We start from the raw sequence: 22494 nt of genomic DNA on the forward strand, positions 1-22494 counted from the left end.
AATAATACGCTAATGATCTGATGTTTTTTTCCATCATAATTCCACTTTACAATCGCCCGCAAGAAATAGATGAGTTGCTTCATAGCCTAACCAAGCAAACTTATTTACAGTTTGAGGTTTTGGTGATTGAAGATGGCTCGAAAAATGATGCCAAAGCAATTGTAGAAAGCTATCGTAATCAGTTGGATGTTCATTATTTTTTTAAAGAAAACGAAGGGCAGGGCTTTACCAGAAATTATGGTTTTGAAAGGGCGAAGGGCGATTATTTCATCATCTTCGATTCCGATTGCTTAATTCCGTCCAACTATTTAGAAGAAGTTAAAAACTACCTTTACGATCATCATTTGGATGCCTACGGTGGGCCCGATGCGGCGCACGAAAGTTTTACCCCCGTACAAAAGGCCATTAGTTATGCCATGACCTCACCATTTACTACCGGTGGCATTCGTGGAAACAAAAAGCATATTGGGCAGTTTCATCCAAGAAGTTTCAACATGGGCGTATCCAGAACCGTTTGGGAAAAGGTAGGTGGTTTCATATTAACCCGTTTGGGCGAAGATATCGAATACAGCATCCGCATTCACGAAAGTGGGTTTAAAATCGGCTTAATTCCCAATGCTATAGTGTATCATAAAAGAAGGACCAGCTTCAGTCAATTCTACAAGCAGCTACACTTTTTTGGTCGGGCAAGAATAAATATTTATAAACATTTCCCTGCGGAGTTAAAGCTCGTTCATTTCTTCCCTGCGGTATTTACAATCGGATTTATATTTACAATTGTTTGTAATATACTATATTGGCCTTTGGGCTTTGTTTGCAACTTTTTCCTGTTGCTTTATTTTATGTTGATATTTTTTCACTCTTGGTCAGTAAATAAAAGTTTAAAAGTTGCATTTTTGAGCAGTATATCTTCGTTTATCCAATTAACCGCCTATGGTTTAGGATTTATTCAAGATTTTATAAAAAGAGTGGTATTAAAACAACAATGATCAATTATCTAAAAGAGAGTACGTTTGCCGTTAACGATGTAATTCAAAAAGCTTGGGGCATTACTAGAAAACATTATTTTTCCATAGCCACGCTGTGCTTTTTAATGTTTATTACCGCTAGTGCATCCAGCTTAATGGCATTTTTTATCAAAGATGTGAGCAAGGTATTAAGTGTATTGATGGTCATCATCTTCATTATGCTTTATTTTACCATCAATCTTTCGCTATTCAAATACATCTTTCATTTGATGGATGATGAAGATAACGACGTTAAAATTGTAGATACCTTACCCACAAGACAGCAAATTATTAGATTTCTTATCGCTACACTATATTTCGTAGGCTGTATTTTGGGTGTGTATTTGGTGGTAATTTTAATAGCTTTTCCATTTATTTATACTGGCATTAACATCAGCATCGTAAAAAATGTAGCCATATCAGTAGGTATTATTGCCATATTCATCACGTGGCTACGGATTTCATTTTTTCCATTTTTCATTATTGATAAAAATGCAGGTCCTTTCACCTCAATCAAATTAAGTTTAGCAACAACAAAAGGAAATTTTACCAAAATTTTATTGCTATTAGTGGTTTTAGGAGGTGGTTATTTAATTTACCTTTTATTAAACTACTTGCAGTGGCCACTCATTGCCTTCATTGTGAATATTTTGAGTTCATTTATCATTGTGCCATTATCTAGTGTTGCATTAACGGTAGCCTACCGCAAAATCTCTAGCGAATATCAAGGTGATGAGCATCCAGATATTTTGCATAATATCGTTTAAATTGCAGTACATGGTCGGCAAAGCCTTTGATAAACCGATCTCCAAATCATCAACTAAAATTAACATCACAAAGACCGCTTTTAAGGATTTGAGGTTATGACAATAAAATCAGTATTAAGTAAACCCTTTGCAGCCTTTGCAGTTTGGCAAATAAACAAGTGGAAGCATAATGCTGTAAATGCTCAAAATAAAATCCTCAAGAAACTGATAGAGGAAGCAAAAGAAACGGCTTTTGGGAAGGATCATCATTTCGCCGAAATCAAAACCCATTCTGATTTTAAAGCGCATGTTCCGGTTAGAGATTATGAAGGATTAAAGCCCTTTGTAGATCGGGTAGTAAATGGCGAGGCCAACGTGTTGTGGAAGGGCAAGCCATTGTATTTTGCGAAAACTTCGGGCACTACATCGGGTGTAAAATACATTCCGCTATCAAAGGAGTCTATGCCAGAGCACATTAAGGCTGCTCGGAATGCTATTTTAAGCTATATCCATGAAACAGGTAAAGCCGATTTCGTAAACGGAAAAATGATTTTTTTACAAGGAAGCCCAACATTAAGTGTTAAAAACGGTATCAATGTTGGTCGTCTTTCAGGCATTGTAGCGCACCACGTGCCAGCATATTTACAAAAAAACCGCCTACCATCATACGAAACTAACTGTATTGAAGATTGGGAACAGAAGGTAGATGCCATTGTGGATGAAACCATCCATGAAGATATGACCTTGATTTCGGGCATACCGCCATGGGTGCAGATGTATTTCGATAAGTTATCAGAAAAAGCAGCAGGGAAGAAAATTGCCGACATTTTTAAAAATTTTAGTCTGTTTATTTACGGGGGGGTAAATTTTGAACCCTACAGGGCGAAAATAGAACAAAGCATTGGTAAAAAAATCGATTCCATTGAAACCTATCCAGCGTCAGAAGGTTTTATCGCCTACCAAGATTCGCAAAAGGACAAAGGATTATTGCTACTTGCAGATGCTGGAATTTTTTATGAATTCATTCCTGCGGACGAATACTACAACGATACCCCAACCAGACTTTCATTGGGAGAAGTGGAATTGGATACCAATTATGCTTTAATTTTAAATACGAATGCAGGTTTATGGGCTTATAGCATCGGCGATACCGTGAAATTTGTTTCGAAAAATCCTTACAAAATAGTGGTAACAGGCAGAATTAAGCATTTTATTTCTGCATTTGGAGAGCATGTAATTGGCGAAGAGGTAGAACATGCACTGTTAAGCGTTGCTAATGCCGAACAAGTTGAAATTACAGAATTTACCGTTGCACCGCAGGTTGCCCCAAAAATGGGATTGCCTTACCACGAATGGTTTGTAGAGTTTTCAAAAGCACCGCAAGACCTTATCGCTTTTAGCAAAAAGGTTGATGCAGAATTGCAAAAGAAAAATATTTATTACTTCGATTTGATTGAAGGAAACATCCTTCAGCCCTTAATTATACGTACTTTGCAAAAAGATGCTTTTGTAAATTATATGAAAAGTGAAGGCAAACTAGGTGGACAAAATAAGGTGCCAAGATTGAGCAACGATCGGAAATTGGCCGATGGCCTACAAAAATATATTGCTTAATTGCGATTGGAGATCAGGGATATTAAAAAGAGAAAAACGAATTTGAAAAATATAGCCATTTTAGGTTCTACGGGGAGTATAGGTACACAGGCGCTTGAGGTAATCAGAGAGAATCCTACGGTTTTTAAGGTTACCGTTTTATCTGCGCTAAAAAATTCAACATTACTCATACAGCAAGCCTTAGAGTTTAAGCCAGAAGTAGTTGTAATTTGCGATGAGGGCAAATACGCAGAAGTAAAAACTGCGCTTTCTGGTTTAAATATTCAAGTTTTAGCAGGCGAAGATGCCTTAACAGAATCAGCAGTTCATCCATCCAGCGAAGTTGTTCTAACTGCCCTTATGGGATCAGTTGGACTAAAGCCGACCATTGCCGCTATACGAGCGGGTAAGAATATTGCACTTGCCAATAAAGAAACGTTGGTGGTTGCGGGAGAATTGGTTACAAAACTAGCGGAAGAACATCAGGTCAAAATCCTTCCGGTAGATTCTGAACACTCTGCAATTTTTCAATGTTTGGTAGGAGAGGAACAAAACGAAATTGAAAAAATTTACCTTACCGCATCAGGCGGCCCATTTCTTGGTAAAAGCCGTGATTTTTTAGCTTCGGTTAGAAAGGAACAGGCTTTGAAACATCCCAATTGGGTAATGGGTGCAAAAATCACAATCGATTCTGCATCGTTGATGAACAAGGGTTTAGAAGTGATTGAGGCAAAATGGCTATTCAACTTAAATGTTAATCAAATTGATGTAATTGTTCATCCACAGTCTATTATCCATTCGCTGGTGCAGTTTACTGATGGATCAATGAAAGCTCAAATGGGGGTTCCAGATATGAAATTGCCCATTCAATACGCATTAAATTATCCTGATAGGCTAAAAAACAGTTTTAAGCGTTTTAACTTCTTAGATTATCCGAATTTCACCTTTCAAAAGGCAGATGTGGATACCTTTAAAAATCTGGGGTTGGCATTCGATTCATTAAAGAAGGGTGGTAATATGCCTTGTATTTTAAATGCAGCTAATGAAGTGGTTGTAGAAGCTTTTTTAAAAGATAAAATTGGTTTCTTACAAATGAGTGATGTTATTGAACGGTGTATGAGCGACATCAAGTTTATTGAAAAGCCAGAATTGCACGATTATTTAGAAACTGACAAACATAGCCGTATCTTAGCCGGCGAATTAGTAACAAAAAGTACATTTTAAAATCTAACAAGAGAAAATTTTATAAGAACATATGAATGGATTGATTATGGCGGGGCAGTTGTTGCTCGGATTGTCTTTATTGGTAATATTACACGAATTGGGGCATTTTTTGGCAGCAAGGGCATTTGGTATTAAAGTAGAAAAATTTTATTTATTTTTTGATGCATGGGGTTTTAAACTTTTCAGTTTCAAAAAAGGTGATGTAGAATATGGTATTGGCTGGTTGCCTTTGGGTGGCTATGTTAAAATTGCGGGAATGATTGATGAAAGCATGGATACTGAGCAAATGGCTCAGCCTGCTCAGCCCTGGGAGTTTCGCTCTAAACCAGCTTGGCAACGCTTAATTGTGATGTTGGGTGGTATTATCGTTAACATTATCGTGGGTGTTTTAATATTTTGGATGCTTACGTTTAGCTACGGCAAGAGTTATACCATCAATGAAAAATTAACCAACGGTATTGCCGCTGGTACTATGGGTAAGGAAATTGGATTGAAGAATGGCGATAGAATTTTAGCCATCAACGAAAAGAAGTTGATTCGTTTTGAAGATGCAATATCAAGCAAAGTATTATTTGATGGTGCCAGATTAACCGTTTTAAGGGGCAATCAAACTCTTTATGTTTCGGTACCTGATACCATTTTAAATAAGTTATCGAAAAACGATAAGGAAAACTTTATATCGCCAAGGTATGTGATGGAGCGTATCGATAAGGTTTCTGTTCCAGATCCAAGTGTAGATGAACAATCGTTCATTGGTAAAATATTGGATAAGCTATTTCACCGTAAATTCGAGAAACCTGTTTATCCAGCTTATAATGCAGGCATTAAGCCTGGAGATAGCATCTTAACTGTAAATGATAAAGCGATCACTTTCTTAGATCAGTTTAAAGATGAAGTATCAGCCAACAAGAATAAACAAGTTAGTATTACTGCTTTGCGGAATGGTAAAAAAGTAACTTTCAATCCTGCAGTCAGTAAAGATGGAACAATTGGCGTAATTCCGAATGTAAAAATGCCTGAGTCGGCACATGTTGATTTTAACTTAATCCAATCGCTACCAGAAGGCGCAAGTATGGCCTACAGCACTTTTGTAGATAATGCTAAGGGTATTGGAAAGATGGTTACAGGTAAGTTAAGCGCAAGGAATATCAGCAGTCCAATCGGAATAGCCAAAGTTTATGGCAGTACTTTCGATTGGGTTAAATTTTGGACTTTAACCGGCCTAATTTCAATGGCCTTGGCTTTTATGAATTTACTTCCCATTCCAGGATTAGATGGTGGACATGTGGTGTTTCTTTTAATCGAAATGGTGCAACGTAAGCCTGTAAGCGAAAAAGTTTTGGAAAAGGCACAGATTGTTGGTTTCGTAATTTTAATCTGTTTGATGGTGTTTGCTTTCGGTAATGATATTTTAAAATCTTTCGGTAAGTAAAACGAATTTTATATAATTGCCGCAGGTGTAAGCATTTTTGAATATTCAAAAATGTTTAAGGCCTGCGGTTTTTTAATTTAAGAATGATGAGTGCGTCAAAACAACTTCCCAACTATTTCGAGTTCTACGAGTTACCGATTCAGTTTAATCCAGACTTGAATGCTATTAAAACCCAATTTTATGCTTTTAGTAAAAAATATCATCCAGATTTTTTTGCCAACGAAAGCGACGAAAAACAGGAGGAAGTTTTAGATTTATCTACCTTAAATAATAAGGCTTATCAGATTTTAAGTAACCCGCAAAAGCGACTCAAATACGTTTTAGAATTAAAAGGTATTGTTGAAACGGATGAAGGCTATCAATTACCACAATCTTTTTTAATGGAGATGATGGATGTGAATGAAGCCTTAATGGATTTGGAATTTGAGCCAGATGCGGAAAAACTGAATCAAGTGAATGCGGAGGTAGGTGAGATTGAACAGAAATTGGAGCTTGAATTGCAGCACTTAACTCAGCGATTTGATGCCAATTCCAATGATGAAGAAAAAACGCTTTTGGCAATTAAAGACCTTTATTACCGTCAGAAATACATAAATAGAATCAGAGAACGTTTGCCAAAAGGTTAAATGTGAATTAATTGTTTTATATCGAGCCTTGGAGATGCTGAAATAAATTCAGCATGACGGATGGCTATTCAGGGATCTTCATTGAGGTCGTCACCCTGAATTTATTTCAGGGTCTTAGTTGGTTTTTAGGATGTTCCAACTGCCATGGTACGTGTCCCCCAAGTACCATCATTGGGAGCTATAATTATTGTTTCGTGAAGATACGAACCAAGGCAAGGAGATATTTTAGCTTTCCACAACTGCCATGGTACGCCTCCCCACGTACGATCATTGGGAGCTATAATTATTGTTTCGTGAAGACACGAACCAAGGCAAGGAGATATTTTAACTTTCCACAACTGCCATGGTACGTGTCCCTACGTACCATCATTGGGAGCTATAATTATTGTTTCATGAAGACACGAACAAAGGAAATTAAATTTAAGCCCTTGCCATGGTGTGGTGTGCGGAAAGGCCCCAAACGTTACACGTAACGTAGGATACCTAAAGCAAGGGCTTTTATATTGCTAAAACGTGTCATGGGTTTCAAAGACAAAATGAAAGCGCAAGCCATTATCAGAGAGCAGATGCAGGCCATTAAAGAGTTGCAGAAAGCAAATAAGCATTTATCCAAAGTACTAGATTTGGAAACTAAGTGTAAAAATAAAGCTTAATTTTCATCTTGGAGCGAAATGATTACGCTGAGTATGAAAAATACCACTACGCCAACCCCGTAGAAAATTTTTGATCTTCAGCTAATTGCCTTAAAAAAGATTTTTAAAAGAGAAAGCCTCAACATTTGCATGTTGAGGCTTTTATTTCTCTGTACCCCCGGGCGTACTGAAATCGAACCAGTTCATGGATGATTTGAACATAATTGCTTCAATACTAATGTGATAATTAAGATGAGTTATTTTTGCATGCGGAATTGTTTTTTGCAACAATTCTTTGGTAATTTGTATTTGATCTGCTTGGGAATACAATTGTAACTCCCACTAAAATATAAATATGCATACAACTGATAGTACAAATGCTTCAATATTGCTACAGGTTACAAATAAGTTTTCTTTGAGCCTAGCATAACGGAAATCTTGTCTTGGCTGCGCAGAAAATCGGACTTAAAATTGGATTGCTAACCGAAGAGCTTGAACTTTAAATGATTATAGCTTGGTTTCACTACACAAGATATACAGGCCATGAACATAAGCTATCTCAAATGATTTTGCTAATATTATCATTAGAATTTTAGATACATTTAATCCTTCGTTTTTGATATAGCGCAAATTATCAAAAACTCATCATCAAAAACTAAAATTCTGATTTGAATAATGGAATGGGTTTATGATAATCAGCAAAAAGAAAAAGAGATATTTAATGATTGTCTGGAACGTTATACTTTGCTTAAATGCATCAGCATTTGCTTAGAGTCGCTTATCAAAAAAGGAGGGAATAATGAAAATAAAATGAATGGAATAAATTTGCCTATTTATAAAAATGAAAGGGCAACTAGAATGCTGCCCTTAATCAATTAATGCTCACGGTGATTGGCATCTTAAGCAGCTACTCCTGTCATTCTTCTGCATTCTTCCGCACAAGCCTTACAAGCATCTGCACATTCCTGACAATGCTGGGTATGATGATTACTACACTCATCTCCGCATTGCTGGCAAATATCTGCGCAAATACGGCAAATGTCTTGAGCAAAAGAGCTACCCATACTCATCAATTGAGCGGCAGAGTAGCAGATGGCTGCACATTGCATATCAAGCTCAATACACCGCGCCATCATTTTCACGTCTTCTTCCTGAGTGCATGAACTTGCACAATGATTGCAAATTGAAGCACACTTTAAGCATGCATCAATACAGTTTTTCCATTCATGGTATCCCATAACTTTAATTTTTTAGGGTTATAAAAAAAATTCCTATATAGATAACATGGTTATTTCCAGGCGGTTTCATTTTGTTTAAGAAAAGCTTTAATCCCGTGATATGATGCTTGTTTAAACGGTAGAAGAATAAGAAACTGGTTCTCGTATTCAAATAAGGAGGAATAGTGATAAATTAAATTCTCAACACCTACTTTAAGATTTTGCACATCATTTTATTAGTATTATATTTGCAATACGGAAATGGTGTCCTTCCGATTCAACCGCTTTTTTCAAAAGCTGATGGCGCCTACAATAGAAATTCCAGCAGGTAATAAAATCTGCCGGTCAAAGTATTGTAGGTGAAAAAATTAAAAATAAATTCTCAACTCTTATTGCTGGCAGCTATCTTAATTGCGCTTGTCTTACTTTGTCTGTCTGCCAAAGTGAGATCAGTGTTAGCAATGGTCCTGCCGGTTGAAACTGAATGGTTCTTGTGGATAAATCAGCACCATAATGCATTCTGGGATACGATCATGTACTGGGCCAGTGATAAGCGTTTTTGGCTTCCTTTTTATGCCTTCATTATTTATTGCCTCTTCCAGAATTTCTGCAAAAAAATTTGGCAGGTTCTTATTACCATTGCGCTACTAGTTGCTAGTGCAGATCAGATTGCTTCAGGACTGATTAAAAACACCGTTAAGCGTCTACGCCCTTCCCATGAACCGAATCTAACTACGATCATTCATTTAAGTAAAGCAGGTGCGGGTGGGATGTAGGGATGGCCATCCGCTCTTTCATCACCTATCTTCAAAAGCATTCTTTCCGCTGGTTCGGCATTTACCGGATCATTGCCGGAGCAACGGTTCTTGTACTCATTTACTTTGGAATTATTCAATAACGGAAAATTAACATAAAACTATGTGGTGGATCTACGCGCTATTATCAGCTTTCTTTGCTTCCCTTACGGCCATCTTTGCAAAAGTCGGCGTAACCAATGTCAATTCTGATTTGGCTACTGCCATACGAACGGTGGTAATACTGATTGTAGCCTGGGGGATCGTAATGGCCAGAGGCGAACTTAAAGGAATTACGGAACTGTCAAAGCATAACCTGCTATTTCTTTTTTTATCTGGCCTTGCCACCGGCTTGTCCTGGATATTCTACTACAAGGCTTTGCAGATCGGGAAAGTGTCCCAGGTCGCCCCTGTTGATAAGTTGAGTGTTGCCCTAACTATTATACTTGCAATGGTGTTCCTGAAAGAAGCTCTTACCCTGAAAGTATTCTTTGGTGCCCTGCTGATCATTGGGGGAACACTGGTTTTGATCTTTTGAGAAACTCAATTATTTGTAAGCAACCGAAATACTAAAAATCAATATAAAACAAAAAACTATGAAATTAACTAAAATTCATGCCCGTGAAATTTTGGATTCCAGGGGCAATCCGACAGTAGAAGTAGAAGTCACTCTTAACGGAACAACAGCAAGGGGTATTTCTCCATCCGGGGCAAGTACGGGTGAAAAAGAAGCCGTAGAGCTTAGAGATGGTGATCCAGAGCGCTATAATGGTAAAGGCGTGGAAAAAGCAGTAAAAGGGATTAACGTCGAAGTCGGCAAATCAGTCACCGGCTTATCCTTTGAGGGTCAGCAGGCCTTCGATGATCATATAATTGGTCTGGATGGAACCGAGAATAAATCAAGGCTCGGCGCAAATGCGATGCTTGCGGCCTCAATCGCCTTCGCCCGGGCTTCGGCCGTTGCAAAAGGGATTCCCTTGTATAGGCAGCTAGTGGAAAGGGAAGGTTACGTAATGCCCGTACCGTGCATGAATGTCATTAATGGGGGAAGGCATTCTGATAACAACATCGATTTTCAGGAATTTATGATTGCCCCTCATAACGCCCCCTCGTTTAAGGAAAGTATCCGTATGGGCGAAGCTGTTTTTCATTCCCTGAGAAGTCTGCTAAAAGCGAAAGGCTATTATACCGGAGTTGGTGACGAAGGTGGGTTTGCGCCAAATCTGAGTTCTAATGAGGAAGCCGTCCAAATCATCATGGAAGCGATACATATTGCCGGTTTTGCTCCAGGCAAGGATATTTCCCTTTGTCTTGACCCAGCGACCAGCGAAATGTGGAATAATGGAAAATATGAATTTTATAAAAGTTCTAAAGAACGGATCACAACAGATGAAATGATTGGCTTTTGGGAAGGATGGTTAAAAGAGTACCCAATTATCCTGTTGGAAGACGGGTTGGGCGAAAACGATTGGGAGGGATGGAAAAAGCTGACCAGCCTTTTGGGAGACAAAGTGGAATTGGTTGGAGATGATATATTCTGCACCAACCCGAGTATTATCCAGCAGGGAATCGACCAGGGCATTGCAAACAGCGTACTGATTAAATTGAACCAGATCGGTACAGTTTCCGAAACGCTAAAGGCCGTAGAACTAGCCCAAAAAAACGGTTACAATTGCTTTATTTCTCACCGCAGTGGTGAAACTGAAGACACGACAATTGCGGATCTGGTTGTCGCTACCGGTGCGGGGCACATCAAAACAGGAAGTGGCTGCCGCTCTGAAAGGGTATCTAAATTTAACCAGTTGCTTCGGATAGAAGAAGAACTTGGTGATAGGGCATCATTTGCAGGAATCAATACTTTTTATAAAAAATTATAAATCAGCCGCTAACCTACAATGAAACATAATAAATTTTTATTTGAACACCTTTCGGTTTTTAAATATGCGGTTCGATGGACGCTGCTTATACTTCCTGTTGCCATTGCAATAGGAAGTATGGTTGCCTTGTTCCTTTGGCTGCTAGGCTGGGCCATTCACTTTCGCTTTCAGCATACCTGTCTCATTTTTCTGCTACCTTTAGCAGGTATTGTGATCCACCTGATTTATCAGTCAGTTGGTAGGTCCTCAGAAAAAGGAAATAACCTGATCATGGATGAAATCCATAGGCCGGGTGGTGGAGTGCCCAGGCAGATGGCGCCAGTAATCTTAATAACTACAGTGATTACCCATTTGTTTGGCGGATCGGCTGGAAGAGAGGGAACCGCGGTACAAATCGGAGGAAGCATCGCAGGAATGTTTAGCCGCTGGTTTAAGCTAAATGAGGTAGACACCAAGATGCTCCTTACCGCGGGAATTGCAGCCGGGTTTGGGGCGGTGTTCGGAACACCGCTCACCGGTGCCATATTTGCAATGGAAGTTCTGGCCATTGGAAGAATAGAGTACAAGGCTTTACTTCCCGCATTAATTGCCAGCGTGCTTGGTGATCTTACTGTCTCTGCCTGGGGCATCCATCATACCGCTTATCACATCGATCTCATAGAGAAAAGTGCCTACTTTCTATCTGAATACCTGCCGGTAAACCTACTCCTGCTTAGTAAGGTTATTCTAGCATCCACATTGTTTGGTCTGGCCAGCTACCTGTTTGCTGTAATGGTGCATGAGATCAAGGCCTTTTTTTCTAAAGTATGTAAGATCCAGTGGCTTATTCCTGTTATCGGTGGTCTGATTATTATAGGCTTGACTTACGCCATCGGGAAACCGGATTACTTAAGTTTGGGCGTGGATAGCGAATACCAAGGAGCCGTTACAATTCCCTCTGCTTTTCAGCCTGGTGGAGCAGATACTTGGAGCTGGTTATGGAAGACCATTTACACAACTTTAACATTAGGAACTGGATTTAAAGGTGGTGAGGTAACGCCTTTGTTTTATATTGGCGCAACATTAGGCAATGCACTTTCGACCTTATTAAATGCTCCAGTTAGTTTGTTTGCTGCCCTTGGATTTATTGCTGTTTTTGCTGGTGCAACGAATACACCCCTTGCCTGTACGATTATGGGTATAGAACTTTTTGGTAGTGAATACACCATGTTTTTTGCGGTAGCCTGTTTTACAGCCTATTTTTTCAGTGGCCATTCAGGTATATATTCTTCACAGCGTATTGCGGTACCCAAAATATTTACGGGAACATAAAATATTGACTTATCCTGTTCCTGTGGATTATCATAAAGAGGTGAAATTTTTATAAGATCCTTGACCAATGCAATCAGCAATTTATATCAAAAAACAACGCTATATCGACCGCTTTCCTTCCTCTCTTTTCTAAAGCATCAAGTACAGATGATTTAACTGCCTATGTTGTTTTAATAAGGTAGAGCAGTAAAAGTATACTAGCTATGAAAACTAAAGCGGTTAAAACTTTAACAAAAAGTGTTGAATGGTAATACACCCCCTGATTCAATTGTTCTTTCGTTGAATTATATCTTAAGTAAGAACAAATGATAGTAATTGCTCCCAGGGCAACTAGAAAAATCCCGATAATGCGGGAATCTCCGGTTTGGTGCAGGGGCACTTTACTCCCCAGTGCGGCACTGATCTGCTTGATAAATAGCGAGAATTTCATCACCACGAAGCCAAATCCCATGATACCAATACTGGTTCTGATCCAGGCCAAAAATGTTCTTTCATTAGCCAAATGGTCTCCTGCATGCTGTTTGGTGTTTTCCTGATCTTGAATTTTCATCTTGTTCTGTATCGGTATATTACAGCAATATATTTGCATGTTATGTCAATATCGATGCCAGTTTGGAGATGATAACCCTGGTATCCCGGATGCAAGTAAGCCTGTTTGATTCAGTGCCGGCAGGATAGCAGGTAACTGCAATTTCTTCGATAAACGATAAGCCTGATAGGTCAATAGATTCTTTAACCTCTTGTTCAATGCTTTTCATTAGGATCATGATTAATCGGGGTTGATATGTTCTGATTTTATGAGCTAATTGCTCTATTCCCCCCTGCCTCTGGTTTTTTCTGATTTTAACTGACGATTTATCAATAGGTGTACAAGTTAGATGTTCCAAAAAGCATCCCGTGCCTTTAAAGAACTGCAAAAAATCTTCTACAGATTTAAAATCGCCAAATACCTCACTAAATGCAAGATAAATTGTTCGAAACAGATTAGTATTTCCCAGGTAAAAATGTTTATCGTCACCTCCAGGAGCTTCAGAAACAAAGAGCAGCAGCACTTTAGCTGGCTGATATTGCCTCGAAATTTCGGTAACACTATACATTATAGTTGTAGCTTTTAGCGAAGCGCATAAATAGTTCCGCCAGAGCGTCCTGCTGACCATGAAGCTGAATGAAATGAAACGGCCTTTCGATAACCATATCCTTGATATCTATGATGCGGCATTCATTATTCTTGAGCTCTTTCAATATGGAGTGGATAGATAAAAAAGCCAGGCATTTGCTGTGAATCAAATAGGATTTAATGCTTTCGGTACTACCTAACTGCATTTCTATATTTAAGTCCCCCACCTTTATCTGGTGTGCTTTTAAAGCATATGCAATAACATCTAGTGTACCAGAACCAGGTTCACGAAGTAATAAATCATAATCCTTCAACTCATTCGGTTTGATCATTTCCTTTTTCATGGCATAATTGTGACCAGAACACACCAGCACCAGCTCGTCTTTTAGATATTGTTCGTATTTAATCTGTGGGTTCCGGGAGATGCCTTCAATGATTCCAAAATCTATTTCCTTAGCAATCAAACGCTGCTCTACATCTTCTGTGTTTCCGGTAACCAGTTGAATTTGTATATCCTTAAACTTATTGTGAAACTGTGCCAATACAGGTGGAATGATATATTGTGCCACAGTACTGCTGGCACCAATCCTCAATATTCCTTTATGCTGTTTAGTAAGTAGATTCATATCATATTCCAGTTCCCGGTAAGTTCCAAAAATCTGTTCTGCGTAATGCAACAATAATTCGCCGGCTGGGGTGAGGCTGATTTTTTTGTTTCCACTGCGTTCAAATAATGACATTTTGAACTCCTGCTCTAATTCTTTAATGTGTTTGGTTACAGCAGGCTGACTGATAAATAACTCTGCCGAGGCCTTTGTAAAATTCAGCCTTTTAGCGACAGCATAAAATACTTGCAAACGGAAATCTATCATACACGGTTTTAGTAGATAACCTAAGATACAAACAATTTGTTTCAACGGGTACTGACATCATAACCTTACGTTATCATCAATAACTTTTTATGCTTTTTCTGATGAGTAGAATAAATGCACATTTGTAACAGAAAAATATTGGTTATGAATAAGGAATCAACAGAAAAAGAAATCAGACAAGCACTTATATATACAGCCAGGACAACGGCTATCATTGCGTTTCTATTTGTTGCTTGTGGAACCATTTTCATCTGCACTTTATTTTTTAATGGGCAGCCAGATGTAGTGACAGCAAAAACCAAACAGGATGTGGAAACCGGTATAGCTGCTGTTAACGTCAAAAGCCAGGTTGTACCTGCTGATGCCTGGAAAGCGCCTGATGAAAATACGATTCCGGCGGACACCAAGTACGGCCAGATGATCAGGTATGGCAAAGAATTAATAGCACATACGAGCAAATATTTTGGGCCAAATGGATCCATAGCCCGTATTACAAATGGTATGAATTGTCAGAATTGTCACCTCGAGGGTGGAACCAAACTGTTCGGAAATAATTATGCTGGTTTTATTTCCAGTTTTCCTAAAATGAGTGGCAGATCAGGAAAGGTTGAACCTGCATCGGCACGTATTGCAGAGTGCTTCAATCGAAGTCTTGCAGGCAAAGTACCAGACGAATCTAGTAAAGAGATACAGGCAATGCTGGCTTATATGAAATGGCTTGGAACAGGTGTAAAAAAAGGGGAGAAAGTGTTTGGAACGGGAACCGAAAAATTAAAATTCCTGGATAGGGCAGCGAATGTCAAACATGGAGCGATTTTATATACCAGTAAATGTCAAAGTTGTCATGGTGCAAATGGTGAGGGAATACTTGATGAAGACAAACTAACTTATGTTTATCCGCCATTATGGGGCAAACACAGCTACAATGATGGCGCAGGGATGTATAGACTCAGTAACTTTGCGGGGTTCGTAAAGAACAATATGCCATATGGTGCCAGATATGGAGATGCGCAGTTAAGTGATGAGGAGGCCTGGGATCTCGCTGCTTTTGTGAACTCACAGCCAAGACCACATAAAGATCAGGGAAAAGATTACCCTGATTTGTTAAAAAAACCTTTTGATGCGCCATACGGACCATATGCCGACAAATTTTCTGAAAATCAACATAAGTATGGTCCATTTGCACCAATTGTAACCTCCGAAAAACAAGTAAAACTAACAACTAAATAAATCATCAAAATCTAAAATCATGAAAAAAATAACCTTAATCTGTACATTATTTTTGCTGATCGCAGCAACCTCGGCCACTTTTGCCCAAGCTACACCTGCTAATTTTACAGGGGCAAAAGCCACCCTGAAAAATTATAAGGCACTGTATGTAATCAATAACGGTGATGAGAAAAAGATTGCAGGAACACTTCGAAACCTAAAAAATGCACTCGACGATCCCAGGTTAAAAGGGAAAATCAATGCAGAACTTATTGCCTTTGGAGATGGCGTAGCTGTTTACCAGAAGAACGGATCTTTTGAAAAAACATTGTTAGAACTGCAATCCAGAGGAGTAATTCTTGCACAATGTGAAAATACCGTCAGAGAAAGGAAAATCGAAAAAAATACCTTATTTGATTTTATCAGTTATGTACCCAGCGGCAATGGTGAAATCATCATCCGTCAATATCAGGGATGGGCAGTTGTACATCCTTAAACCAAATAATTAGAAAATCATGAAATATATAAATCACACCTTTTTAGCCACAGTTGCATTTTTATTGCTTTGTGGAAATGTTAAGGCCCAGGATCATCGCTTTGATCCGCCCTGGAATACTCCACCTGAAAGTAAAGTTCAGTTCACAGTACCTGGAGTAGACAATGTGCCTGATCTTTTTGGAGACATTAATGATCCCCAACTGGTGGTTTTCTTTGCCGGTAACCAGTTTATGTGCATTGACGAATTAATTGCAGCCTTTAAAAAGTCATATCCACATTATCAGCGGGTATTTGCCGAAACGCTTCCCCCAGGCATTTTAGCCCAACAAATAAAAACCGGTAGCATTGTGGTGGGCAACATGAGAATTACCTTAAAGCCGGATGTTTATACAGCTGGTAAGAACCGGATAGACATGACCCCTGAATGGTTTAGCAAAACGACTTTATATGCTAGAAACAGGTTGGCAATCATGGTCCAAAAGGGAAATCCGAAGGCATTGAAGTCACTCAAAGATTTAGCAAATAAAGAGCTGAGGATCAGTATGCCCAATCCAGAGAATGAAGGGATCGGTAAACGTATTGAAGAAGCCTATGTGAAAGCTGGAGGGGAAACATTAAAATCTACCATCATGGAAGATAAAGTTAAAGATAAGACTACTTATCTTACCATGATCCATCATCGCCAATCACCAATGAGGATCCTATACAACGAAAGTGACGCCGCTCCAGTATGGTATACTGAGGCCTACTATCAGAAAATGATTGGCCATCCTGTTGAGCTCATTGAAATTCCTGAAAAAGAGAATATCCATGCGCAATATATAGCGGGACAGTTAAAAGATGCGCCACATCCGGCCGCTGCAAAAGATTTTATGGATTTTTTGATCAGTCCGCAGGCTGCTGCCATCTACAAAAAGTTTGGTTTTGATTTACCTTAAACATAAACACAATGAAAAATATATTTTTAACCATATTGTCAGTCGTTGCTGTAGTGACCATTGGGAATGCACAAATCCCAAACGATACTTTATATGTCTATGGTCCCGGTGGGCCGCTCGGACCGATCAATGAATGTGCGAAGGTTTTTGGAAAGCAGCATGATATCGTAATTAAAGTCACTGCCGGGCCAGATAATGAATGGATGCCGGATGCAATGAAACATGCAGATCTGTTCTTTGGAGGAGCAGAATACATGCTTTCAAAATTCATGTCTGACCACCCAAACATGATAGTGGCGAACTCTCGGACAGAGTTATATAAACGTGCGGCAGCGATCCTGGTACGGCCCGGCAATCCTAAAAACATCAAAAATCTGGGCGATCTCTGTAAACCAGGTGTGAAAATTCTTGATGTGAATGGGGCTGGGCAAATGGGGCTTTGGGAAGATTTGGCAGGTCGACAAGATCTGATTGCAAACATACAGCAGCGTATAGCAGGTACATTTGCAAATTCGGCATTGGGTATTGCTGCATGGAAAAATGATCCTCAATATGATGCCTGGATAACATTTGGCTCCTGGCATAACCGTTTACCAGACCTCACCTCAATGGTTAGGATTCCTGTTACACAAACAGTCTATAGAGGTACACCTGTAGTGAGGGGTAGCACTGGTACGCATAAGTCGGAAACTGAGGATTTTATCAAGTTTATGCAATCCGATAAAGGACATCTCATTTTCAAAAAATGGGGTTGGGAATAAATAATGTCTAAAAACTTATCTTCTATAACATGAAGTTATGGAAGATAAGTTTTAATGATTTGATCGGGGTTTATTAGTTATGGATCTTTGAATTAGAAAATAAAGACAATCAAAATTATGACACAAATCAAAGACAATTCAAATTCTTCTAAAATAAAGGCGGGTAACCTGCTAAACTTAAATTTAAACACCCGTAAAATTATCTTCATCCTGGCAGTTTTGCTGTGCCTCTTTCCATTTATGTCGCCTCCTTTAGCCTTATTGCTAGGATTAGTATTGGCGCAACTAATGGAACATCCCTATCTGCATTTAAATCACAAGGCCACAAACCTGCTGCTAAAAATTTCTGTTGTCGGGCTAGGATTTGGAATGAATGTATTCAGTGCAATGAAAGCAGGAAAAGAAGGCGTACTGTTTACCGTAGTTTCTATTTTCGGAGTGCTTATCATTGGTTTTATCCTGGGAAAAGTATTTAAAATAGAACGTAAAACATCTTTTTTGATATCAGCTGGAACGGCGATCTGTGGTGGAAGTGCTATTGCTGCATTGTCGCCTGTAATGAACGCAGAAGAAAAACAGATCTCCGTTGCAATGGGTACTGTTTTTATACTCAACTCGGTGGCCTTATTTCTTTTCCCCGCTATCGGACATGCGCTTAACTTGTCACAGTCACAATTTGGTATGTGGTGTGCCATTGCTATTCACGATACCAGTTCTGTTGTTGGGGCAGCCAGTAAATATGGTGAACAAGCACTACAGATAGCCACAACTGTTAAGTTAGCCAGAGCACTATGGATTGTTCCCGTAGCGTTTGGTACATCTTTCCTGTTCAAAAGCAACAATAGCAAAGTTAGTATACCCTATTTTATAGGGCTATTTATCCTGGCAATGATCGCCAACACCTACTTACCTTTTATTAAGCCTTTTGCGCCCTACTTTGTAGCATTAGCAAAAGCAGGCTTAACTTTAACCTTGTTCCTGATAGGAAGCGGACTCTCATTTACTATCTTGAAAGCAGTGGGGATAATGCCACTGTTACAAGGCGTAATTTTATGGATAGTAATTTCAAGTGCTGCATTATGGGCAGTTATATCTTTGGTTTAAAATACATTAGTTACTGATCATCACCAGCTTTTTTGAAAGATCATCAATAAGAACCACATGTTTATAATCGGCGCCACCTGTTCCTACACTCTTAATTATCCCCGAGGATTGACCGCTAAAAGCTCCTTTTTCATCGGTCTTAAAAGAATTGATGACATAATCTGCGTTAAACGTATCATTTGAGGAGTTGGTTAACGCTAAAGTATACGAAGTATTTGGCTCGAGTTTTTTAAAGTCCTGTTGGACAAGATCAGTCAAGCCTACGCTTCTTACGTTTAGCATGCCTGATGACATTGAATTATCCTTATTCATCAATTTAATCACCTGACTTTTGTCTGCAAGATTAAGCGGGGTTAAATTTTCTTTTGAGGCATTTGCAGGGCTGGCATTAGCGGCGTACAACAATGCTTGCGGACATTGTCCAATAGCAATGGTTTTTACAACGGCCATTTTTACCAGATCAACCACTTGTACCTGGTCATCATTTTCTAATCCGACATATGCAAATTTACCATCTGCCGAAGTCCAGACGCCATGTGGCAATGATCCTGTCGCAACGCTATCAGTAAGCTTGAAATCTTGTGAAACACTAAATACTTTTAAGCTGTTTTCTCCGCCAATGGTTGCCAGCATCACAGGTGAATCATTAACTAAAGTAAAAGTGACATGGTTGGTAATTGGACCTGTATTTAGTACTGTATGTATCGTATTTGTCTCCGTGCTGATGACAGTGATCTTCCCTACATCCTTATGTGTCAATGCAATCCATTTCCCATCAGGACTACAGAATATATTTGGAGAAAATGGACTAACTACTGGAATACGCTTTACAATAGCATAAGAAGTTGCATTCACTACATCCACTTCTGCAGTAAAGCTGGAACAAATATAAGCCCATTTTCCATCTGGAGTAAAAGCAACCATTCCCGGGCCGTCGGCTACTGGAATTTGCTTGATTTCAATCAGTTTATTTGCATCAATTACGCTGATATACGATTCTCCTCTTACCGATATCCATGCCTGTGATCCTGAAGGGTTAAAGGTTGCCTCATGCGGTGAACGTCCGATATAAACAGTTTTTAAAACTTTATTTTTTGCTGTTGAAATAAAGGTTACTGAATTTGATCCAATGGAAACCGCTGCTAGTAATTGCCTTTTAGGGGAATAACCCAGGCCATGAACCAGGGCCTGTCCCTTATATAGAGGACTTAAGATATCAGGTTGGGGTTTACCAAGAACAATATTTCCTAATAGCGTTTGTGTTGAGGGATCTAAGACAGAAACCGTATTAGATATCTGATTGCCTGTATAAACCCTGTCTTGGGCATAGATTGATTGTGCTTTTGATTGTAGGGCAAAACTGAATATTAATAGCGTAAACAAGGATATCTTTTTCATATGTTAATGGGAGTTTGTAAATGTCTTCATTTGTTGGATTTCTATCTGTTCATCTGAGATAATATTCTCGGCCAGTCTTTTTACATTTTTATTTTTTCCATACCGCAACTCAACTTTAGCCATGTCGATGGCAGCCTGATGGTGAGGAAGCATTATCCTTGCAAAGGACAGATCAGTATCAGACAATTGTTTTTCTTCAGGCATTTGTTCCATCATCACTTTCATCATCTTCTGGTTGGCGTTTTGATGTTGGTTGCCTGTAGCGATAAATCCTTCAGGATGGCTGAGCAGGAGTCGCATTTGCTGAATCTGGGTTTGTTGCTCAGCTTTGATACTTTTAGCTAGCTGAATCATTTCTTTATTTTTTCCGGTCTTAATCTCTTCTTCTGCCATATCAATAGCACCCTGGTGATGTGGGATCATCATTTGTATGAAATCTCTGTCTGCAGATGTGGTAGCTGATATTTCATCCATCTTCATCATCATATGAGCCATTTGCCCAAGGAAGACATTTTTTTTAGTTGCCATTTGCATGTGTTCATGTTGTGCTCGTGCAGAGAAACTAGCAAATAGTAGAAGTATAGACGTGAATCTGATCATGGTTTGATGTAGAATATTAATTGTGATAAACTGTTTATGCCAAACAAGCCTTATGCGATAACCGCAAGATCCTGAAATTTGTTCTTATTGAGCTATATTACATCTACATCAATTGGCGAGATAAAATTAACCATGTAAGTTCTTCTGTCTAAATCATGCTCCATGGGTTGCGTTTTGCCATTTTGATCTGTCGCTCTAGCCATTAAACTATATCTTCCAGTCTTAGCAGGAACCACCCATTCAAATTCAAATAGCTGCCAGGCGAAAGGGATAGCAGGACCAATTAATTTTGCTGGTTGCCATGAATTTCCTTTATCCGTGCTTATTTCTACTTTCGATAGGTTACTATCACCTGACCATCCTGCACCCCTTACTTGATAAGGTTTTCCAGCCGGCACCGCTTCAAACAATACCGGCCTTGATATTTCAGACTTAACCAATGTAGTGGTTACGGGCGTCAAGGTAGGTAGTCCTTCAACACGCTTCCAGTAAGCATATTCAATCGTCTGCCAATAGCCATCAAACGGCTTTTCAGATGCAGTAATTTTCATCAGCCATTTCACAGATGCCATACCATACCATCCTGGAATAATTGCCCTTGCCGGGAAACCATGTTCAGCACTCAATGGTTTTCCATTCATTTCATAGGCGATGATGATGTGATCCTGCATTGCTATATTTAACGGAATGCTTCGGGCGAATTTGATTTTTCCTGGTGATTTCGGCTCTTCTGTAATCATCCCCTCATCATTCCCTTCCAAAATAATGTCTACCGTACCCACCTTTATGCCAGCCTTCTTTAACAATACGGATAAAGGTACTCCTGTCCATTCAGCATTGCTGATCCCACCTTGTTCCCATCCTAAACCCTTCACTTTTGGGGCGAGGTTAGCACGTCCGTTTCCGGCACATTCTATAGTAGCCATTACCTTTTTTGCAGGAAGCTTTTTAAGTTCGCTCAGATTGATCTTTATGACATGATTGGTGTTGCCGCCAATCTCTAATTCCCAATTTGTAGCATCAATATTGGGAATATTAAAATGACTCCTGATGAAGAACTGGTTATTTGGAGTAATCCTGTTTTTTAACGTAGGAAATGGAAACTCCATATTTAATGGCTTTTTCTCTCGCGTAATAAGTCCTGGAAAGTCATTGTCTTCTCTGGTTTGTTGAATCTCCTTCGCCGAAGCCCAGGATGGTATTGTTGCGCCAGCTATCACCGGGATAATTCCAGTAACAAAATTACGTCTGTTTAACGTGTAGTTTTGTGATGTTTTGTCGTTTTTCATTTCAATAAATGTAGGTGATTACAATATAGCCAAAAATCTCTCATAGGATAACTTGTATTCTTCCTTTTTCTTGATGGTTGAAAGGAAACAACTGTAGACTTTACTTCATCGCTGGCCTGCTAGAAAAGACACAATAGTTCTATAACTGTTTATCAAATACTCATCTCAATTTCTATCAAAAAACGGTCGTTATCTGAGAAGAGTTTTCTGAAATTATTCTAAGTATTTATGAAATGGGATCTTGCAGTT

General features: G+C 39.1%; 24 protein-coding genes and 1 riboswitch. Of the genes, 17 read left to right on the top strand and 7 right to left on the bottom strand.

The window, feature by feature from the left end; genetic code table 11:
* Positions 1-20 precede the first annotated feature (20 nt).
* The 8 genes from DHW03_RS00810 to DHW03_RS00840 all read left to right on the top strand — a co-directional run bounded on the left by DHW03_RS00810 (position 21) and on the right by DHW03_RS00840 (position 8139).
* Positions 21-989, top strand: a complete 969-nt coding sequence (locus DHW03_RS00810) for a glycosyltransferase (RefSeq protein WP_109923878.1) — start codon at positions 21-23, stop codon at positions 987-989.
* A complete protein-coding gene (locus DHW03_RS00815) occupies positions 986-1774 on the top strand; it encodes a hypothetical protein (protein ID WP_109923879.1) in 789 nt (262 codons plus the stop codon). The genes DHW03_RS00810 and DHW03_RS00815 overlap by 4 nt, the downstream gene beginning before the upstream one ends.
* 96 nt (positions 1775-1870) lie before the next feature.
* Entirely contained in the window at positions 1871-3367 is a 1497-nt protein-coding gene (locus tag DHW03_RS00820) for a GH3 auxin-responsive promoter family protein (RefSeq protein WP_109923880.1), read from the top strand.
* 42 nt (positions 3368-3409) lie between these two features.
* Positions 3410-4570, top strand: a complete 1161-nt coding sequence (locus tag DHW03_RS00825; protein WP_109924956.1) for a 1-deoxy-D-xylulose-5-phosphate reductoisomerase — start codon at positions 3410-3412, stop codon at positions 4568-4570.
* Positions 4571-4601: 31 nt separating this feature from the next.
* The gene (gene rseP / locus DHW03_RS00830) at positions 4602-6002 is read left to right on the top strand and encodes an RIP metalloprotease RseP (protein WP_109923881.1); all 1401 of its coding nucleotides are present in this window, start codon (positions 4602-4604) and stop codon (positions 6000-6002) included.
* An 83-nt stretch (positions 6003-6085) separates the two neighbouring features.
* Positions 6086-6628, top strand: coding sequence for an iron-sulfur cluster co-chaperone HscB C-terminal domain-containing protein (locus tag DHW03_RS00835; protein WP_317046784.1), 543 nt, complete (start codon positions 6086-6088; stop codon positions 6626-6628).
* A 518-nt stretch (positions 6629-7146) separates the two neighbouring features.
* Complete coding sequence (locus tag DHW03_RS19560; protein WP_262503158.1) at positions 7147-7281, top strand: hypothetical protein; 135 nt, start codon at positions 7147-7149, stop codon at positions 7279-7281.
* A gap of 654 nt (positions 7282-7935) precedes the next feature.
* The gene (locus tag DHW03_RS00840; protein WP_109923882.1) at positions 7936-8139 is read left to right on the top strand and encodes a hypothetical protein; all 204 of its coding nucleotides are present in this window, start codon (positions 7936-7938) and stop codon (positions 8137-8139) included.
* A 20-nt stretch (positions 8140-8159) separates the two neighbouring features.
* Here DHW03_RS00840 and DHW03_RS00845 read toward each other — a convergent pair whose 3' ends face one another.
* Positions 8160-8498, bottom strand: a complete 339-nt coding sequence (locus tag DHW03_RS00845) for a four-helix bundle copper-binding protein (RefSeq protein WP_008245450.1) — start codon at positions 8496-8498, stop codon at positions 8160-8162.
* A 227-nt stretch (positions 8499-8725) separates the two neighbouring features.
* Positions 8726-8794: riboswitch (Fluoride riboswitch) on the top strand.
* Between the two features lie 42 nt (positions 8795-8836).
* Between DHW03_RS00845 and DHW03_RS00850 the strand changes: the two genes are divergently transcribed.
* The 4 genes from DHW03_RS00850 (at position 8837) to DHW03_RS00865 (ending at position 12459) form a co-directional block, all read left to right on the top strand.
* Positions 8837-9253, top strand: a complete 417-nt coding sequence (locus DHW03_RS00850; RefSeq protein WP_133248476.1) for a phosphatase PAP2 family protein — start codon at positions 8837-8839, stop codon at positions 9251-9253.
* 142 nt (positions 9254-9395) lie between these two features.
* Entirely contained in the window at positions 9396-9809 is a 414-nt protein-coding gene (locus DHW03_RS00855) for an EamA family transporter (protein WP_008245453.1), read from the top strand.
* A gap of 58 nt (positions 9810-9867) precedes the next feature.
* Positions 9868-11148, top strand: coding sequence for a phosphopyruvate hydratase (gene eno / locus DHW03_RS00860; RefSeq protein ID WP_008245454.1), 1281 nt, complete (start codon positions 9868-9870; stop codon positions 11146-11148).
* Between the two features lie 18 nt (positions 11149-11166).
* Complete coding sequence (locus tag DHW03_RS00865; protein WP_008245455.1) at positions 11167-12459, top strand: voltage-gated chloride channel family protein; 1293 nt, start codon at positions 11167-11169, stop codon at positions 12457-12459.
* Positions 12460-12619: 160 nt separating this feature from the next.
* Here the strand turns inward: DHW03_RS00865 and DHW03_RS00870 are convergent, their stop codons facing one another.
* From DHW03_RS00870 to DHW03_RS00880, 3 genes are read right to left on the bottom strand one after another with little or no spacing between them, the layout of a single operon-like run.
* Positions 12620-13009 (bottom strand): YidH family protein, encoded by a 390-nt coding sequence (locus DHW03_RS00870; protein WP_008245456.1) that lies wholly within the window; start codon positions 13007-13009, stop codon positions 12620-12622.
* A gap of 40 nt (positions 13010-13049) precedes the next feature.
* Positions 13050-13556 (bottom strand): hypothetical protein, encoded by a 507-nt coding sequence (locus DHW03_RS00875; RefSeq protein WP_056095394.1) that lies wholly within the window; start codon positions 13554-13556, stop codon positions 13050-13052.
* A complete protein-coding gene (locus DHW03_RS00880) occupies positions 13549-14448 on the bottom strand; it encodes a LysR family transcriptional regulator (protein ID WP_056095397.1) in 900 nt (299 codons plus the stop codon). The genes DHW03_RS00875 and DHW03_RS00880 overlap by 8 nt, the downstream gene beginning before the upstream one ends.
* A 144-nt stretch (positions 14449-14592) precedes the next feature.
* On the opposite strand from DHW03_RS00880, the gene DHW03_RS00885 reads away from it, so the two are divergent.
* From DHW03_RS00885 to DHW03_RS00905, 5 genes are all read left to right on the top strand, one after another.
* A complete protein-coding gene (locus tag DHW03_RS00885; RefSeq protein ID WP_082491480.1) occupies positions 14593-15678 on the top strand; it encodes a c-type cytochrome in 1086 nt (361 codons plus the stop codon).
* Between the two features lie 19 nt (positions 15679-15697).
* On the top strand, positions 15698-16153 hold the full coding sequence (locus DHW03_RS00890; protein ID WP_008245470.1) for a DsrE family protein: 456 nt from the start codon (positions 15698-15700) through the stop codon (positions 16151-16153).
* Between the two features lie 19 nt (positions 16154-16172).
* Entirely contained in the window at positions 16173-17093 is a 921-nt protein-coding gene (locus DHW03_RS00895) for a molybdate ABC transporter substrate-binding protein (protein ID WP_056870676.1), read from the top strand.
* A gap of 11 nt (positions 17094-17104) precedes the next feature.
* Positions 17105-17854, top strand: a complete 750-nt coding sequence (locus tag DHW03_RS00900) for a substrate-binding domain-containing protein (RefSeq protein WP_008245473.1) — start codon at positions 17105-17107, stop codon at positions 17852-17854.
* 117 nt (positions 17855-17971) lie between these two features.
* Complete coding sequence (locus tag DHW03_RS00905; RefSeq protein WP_008245480.1) at positions 17972-18958, top strand: YeiH family protein; 987 nt, start codon at positions 17972-17974, stop codon at positions 18956-18958.
* A gap of 6 nt (positions 18959-18964) precedes the next feature.
* Here DHW03_RS00905 and DHW03_RS00910 read toward each other — a convergent pair whose 3' ends face one another.
* The 3 genes from DHW03_RS00910 to DHW03_RS00920 form a co-directional block, all read right to left on the bottom strand.
* Positions 18965-20356, bottom strand: a complete 1392-nt coding sequence (locus DHW03_RS00910) for a beta-propeller fold lactonase family protein (RefSeq protein ID WP_056095402.1) — start codon at positions 20354-20356, stop codon at positions 18965-18967.
* 3 nt (positions 20357-20359) lie between these two features.
* Positions 20360-20956 carry a DUF305 domain-containing protein gene (locus DHW03_RS00915; protein ID WP_082489588.1) on the bottom strand — a complete coding sequence of 199 codons (597 nt, stop codon included), beginning with the start codon at positions 20954-20956 and terminating at the stop codon, positions 20360-20362.
* A 92-nt stretch (positions 20957-21048) separates the two neighbouring features.
* Positions 21049-22245 (bottom strand): sulfite oxidase, encoded by a 1197-nt coding sequence (locus DHW03_RS00920; protein WP_008245487.1) that lies wholly within the window; start codon positions 22243-22245, stop codon positions 21049-21051.
* Positions 22246-22494 lie beyond the last annotated feature (249 nt).

It is taken from the genome of Pedobacter yonginensis (assembly GCF_003173595.1).
Taxonomy (GTDB): domain Bacteria; phylum Bacteroidota; class Bacteroidia; order Sphingobacteriales; family Sphingobacteriaceae; genus Pedobacter; species Pedobacter yonginense.